Below are 3,365 nucleotides of genomic sequence, written 5' to 3'. Positions count from 1 at the left end.
TGATGCACGCCAGACTTTTCACTCCACCCTGTTTGGGCGCACCCCAGAGCAACGTCGTGCTTTCCGTAGCCAAATCTTGGCCGTGACTGGAGACGACCTGCTGCGTGTGGCAACAACCTACCTCAAGCCGGAAAAAGCCAGCGTGGCGATAGTCACCAGCAGCAAAATGGCAGAAGGATTGGATGCGGGTTACACTCGGATAGAGATCTAACCGATCTCTAGTGGAGGAAAATCATGTATGCGATAGAGTTTGAAACAGATATTCAGAACGGTGTGGTCAAGATTCCAGAACAGTACCAGTCACTGACCAACAAGCATGCACGGGTTGTTATTTTGCTTGACGATGAAGGAAGAGATAATACTGAAGCTCAACAAGATGATATTGAGTTACGGGCAGCATCTGATCACTCGGCAGGGTTGGTGGAGGAGTGGCGTGACTTGTCTGAGGATGAAGTATGGAAATAAAGCAGGGTGATCTGGTGCTCTGTAAGTTCTATTTTTCGGACTTCAAACAACACAAGTTAAGACCTGTTATTGTTTTTCGGGATAACCTGCCTTTTGACGATTTTGTCGGTATCCCTGTAAGCAGTCAGTTGGTCAGGCTGCACGATGATGAGTCATTGATTGATCACGAGGATTTTGCACTTGGAGTACTTCCCAGGCCCTCTAAAGTGATGGTACGGAAAACATTTGTAATTTCAAAGCAGGTGGTCGTGAAAAAGTATGGTGAGCTGACGGTTACTCGATTTCAGAAGCTGCACCAGGATTTTTGCCGGTATTTTGGATGTGGTGCTAACCGCTTGCTGTGAAAGTAGCTGATTAGCGTAATGTAAAATATATCTGGATAGAGATCTGACAAGCAGAGGCAGCAAGTGGAAAAAGCCAAACTAATCGAGCAGATGAACCATGAAGAGATACTTGTCCGTCTAGCTGAGATGGCTGCTGACGAACCTGTTGCGGTGCTCTGGCTTTATGGTTCCCGAGCAAAAGGTACTGCAGCACAGGGCAGTGATTATGATTTGGCTGTGGCAGTTGTTCGTGACGGTCAGGTGATGTTTGTGCGTGACCAGCTGAGACTGATCAGGGAAGAGTTACGTATTACCTCCATGTGGGAAGTCGATTATCAGTATCACCGGATTCATTATGGATGAAGCTTATGTAGTGGCAATCACGGAGCACCTCGCGCAGCTGAGTGAAGAGCTTGCTGAGCTGAACGCCCTGCTGGTGAGCACGGATCGTTTACCACAGCTGATCTATCGTGGAGCAGAGCGTAACCTGCAGTTGCTGACGGAAGCCTGCATTGGTATTGCCAAGCAGACATTAAAAGCCAGAAATATCAGGTATTGTTTGAGTTTGCCAAATGCAGCCTGACTCAACCCACTACCCGGTAGTTATCTCGTCCGCTGTTTTTGGCTTGGTAGAGCACTTCGTCAGCTTGGTGCAGCCAGAGTGACCAGTCTCTGTATTCACTGTGAGCCATGGCCAGGCCAGCGCTGCTGGTGATGTGCAGGTTGTTGCAGAAGGTTGTGTTGCGTATTTGTTGCAGCAGCTTTTCGGTCACTTCCTGTGCTGCCTGCAGATCCTTGTCTTTGAGGAGTATCAGAAACTCCTCCCCACCAAGCCGAAAGAGCTGGTCATCCGGTTGCAGCTGCTGTTGCACCAGCTCGGCAAAGGCTTTTAGCAGCTGATCACCTTGATGATGACCATGCTGGTCATTAACCTGTTTGAAAAAATCCAGATCCAGTAGCAGCAGGCTGTAGTGGGTTCCTTTCTCGCGATGATCCTTGAGTGCCCCGCACAGGTTGTCTGCCAGTTGGCTGCGATTTAAACAGCCTGTGAGTGGATCACGGGTGGCCAGCTTGACCAGATCCTTGTGCAGTCGTACCACAATCACGGCAAAAAAATTAACAAATACGGTGGTCACACCCAGCGCCAGGATAACTCTAATTGCCTCTGGTAATGGGAAGCTGACAAGGATTACTGGCAACAACGCCACCAGAAATGTCAGAGCTGCCTTGCCGGCAAGTTGTGAGCGCAGCATAAAAAAATAGCAGGCCATCACTGGGAAAGCCCAATAAATGCCCTGATGACCACTGATGAAAGTGGAATAGATAACGCATACGCTGGCAAAAACTACAAACCCCTGTGCCTGCCATTCCTGTAGGTGCTGCTTGCGTCCAACACGAAGGTTGTTTATCAGAAACAGCACAAACGCTAGCATCATAGCTGCCAAGAGATGGTGTTGCTGATAGATTTGCAGCAATACCATAGGCACCAAGGCCAGCAGCGTCCAAAGCTGTAGATTAAATGTCACACGGTTGCGAAAGCTGGATAGCGTTGCGCGAGGGTTGATGGCTTGTTGTTGTAATTCCATAAGATTGCCCGTGGCTCCAATTGACCTGTAGCAACCTTAGTTAAAGCAAGTGATTAAAACAAGTGTTTGTATTGACTCTTTTGTCAGCAAATGTAGCCTGACTGCAGTATTGGACTAGGGCGTGTCAATCAAAACCGGATTGTTTCAGGATGTTCTGGCTTGCTGGTTCAAAAAGTTGCTGCCAGAAGTGTTTAACATCCATGCGTGTACTGCCGGCACGGGTCAGAGCTGCGGCATAAATGATGGAGGAGTGGTGGTTACCTTGGAGCTTGAGTACATCCCTCTGCTGCTGGATGCCACCCTCGATGATGCGCTGCCAGGGTAAAAACCCCATGGGGATTTCACGTTTTTCGATCAGGCTGTAAAGATCCTGGAATTCGGTGGTAGTCTGCAGGCGAGGCTCCACACTGCGCAACATTTCCCCGCGCTCCAGCACCTCTCTGGCAGCCTGATGCTGCATGGTGTGTTCCGGCATTAGTCCAATCGGGCCATTTTGCAGGTTGATGACAGTCAGGCTGCGTGCACTTTCCAGTGGTGCCCAAAGACCGATACGGCCAATCGCCAGAACACGAGCCTCAGTGGCACGTTTTTGTGCCAGCAGTTCATGTGCCTGTGCCATCTGGTCAAAAATCACCAGATCAAAGGTTTCACCATCTTCAATCAGATTGATAAAGTCCTGATAGCTGCCCTGATGAATACGGAATGGACGGTTATGTTGTTGCTGGTATTGATCAATAATTCGGTTAATAGTCCAGTAAAAGCTGGGATTGACCATCAGCCGGATCAGGTTAGGGTCTTCTTCACCACGGCGGTTTTCTTTTGAATCCGGCACAAAGCCCTGAAAGTTGAACTGGCTCATCGGCAGATCGGATTGGCTCATGCGGCTGGCATAGAGTGGCAAGCTCACCACTAATCCAAGGATCAGGGTGATCAGAAAATTCAGAGTGGTTTTCCGTTTTGTCATTGTCCATTCGCTGTTGGCGGTTTTAAC

At 49.0% G+C, this 3,365-nt stretch carries 7 protein-coding genes; 5 read left to right on the top strand and 2 right to left on the bottom strand.

Features of this window, described 5'->3' with window-relative positions; genetic code table 11:
* From IBX50_RS18670 to IBX50_RS18650, 5 genes are all read left to right on the top strand, one after another.
* Positions 1 to 211, top strand: a 211-nt coding sequence (locus tag IBX50_RS18670; protein WP_292257909.1) for a hypothetical protein, incomplete at its 5' end; no start/stop codon positions are given.
* A gap of 23 nt (positions 212 to 234) precedes the next feature.
* Positions 235 to 465 (top strand): hypothetical protein, encoded by a 231-nt coding sequence (locus IBX50_RS18665; RefSeq protein ID WP_292257908.1) that lies wholly within the window; start codon positions 235 to 237, stop codon positions 463 to 465.
* Positions 456 to 809 carry a type II toxin-antitoxin system PemK/MazF family toxin gene (locus tag IBX50_RS18660; protein ID WP_292257907.1) on the top strand — a complete coding sequence of 118 codons (354 nt, stop codon included), beginning with the start codon at positions 456 to 458 and terminating at the stop codon, positions 807 to 809. Before IBX50_RS18665 ends, IBX50_RS18660 begins: the two co-directional genes overlap by 10 nt.
* A gap of 63 nt (positions 810 to 872) precedes the next feature.
* Positions 873 to 1,151, top strand: coding sequence for a nucleotidyltransferase domain-containing protein (locus IBX50_RS18655; protein WP_292257906.1), 279 nt, complete (start codon positions 873 to 875; stop codon positions 1,149 to 1,151).
* Complete coding sequence (locus IBX50_RS18650) at positions 1,144 to 1,371, top strand: hypothetical protein (protein ID WP_292257905.1); 228 nt, start codon at positions 1,144 to 1,146, stop codon at positions 1,369 to 1,371. Before IBX50_RS18655 ends, IBX50_RS18650 begins: the two co-directional genes overlap by 8 nt.
* Position 1,372: 1 nt before the next feature.
* Here IBX50_RS18650 and IBX50_RS18645 read toward each other — a convergent pair whose 3' ends face one another.
* A complete protein-coding gene (locus tag IBX50_RS18645; protein ID WP_292257904.1) occupies positions 1,373 to 2,374 on the bottom strand; it encodes a GGDEF domain-containing protein in 1,002 nt (333 codons plus the stop codon).
* 124 nt (positions 2,375 to 2,498) lie between these two features.
* Positions 2,499 to 3,365, bottom strand: an 867-nt coding sequence (locus IBX50_RS18640; protein ID WP_292257903.1) for a substrate-binding domain-containing protein, incomplete at its 5' end; no start/stop codon positions are given.

The sequence above is a fragment of the Marinospirillum sp. genome, assembly GCF_014859565.1.
Note: the sequence above shows the minus strand (reverse complement) of the source record. Positions and strands in the feature narration are given on the sequence as shown.

Coding starts and splice junctions, on each gene's coding strand:
- IBX50_RS18665 (WP_292257908.1), top strand. CDS start 235: ATGTATGCGATAGAGTTTGAAACAGATATTCAGAACGGTGTGGTCAAG.
- IBX50_RS18660 (WP_292257907.1), top strand. CDS start 456: ATGGAAATAAAGCAGGGTGATCTGGTGCTCTGTAAGTTCTATTTTTCG.
- IBX50_RS18650 (WP_292257905.1), top strand. CDS start 1,144: ATGGATGAAGCTTATGTAGTGGCAATCACGGAGCACCTCGCGCAGCTG.
- IBX50_RS18645 (WP_292257904.1), bottom strand. CDS start 2,374: ATGGAATTACAACAACAAGCCATCAACCCTCGCGCAACGCTATCCAGC.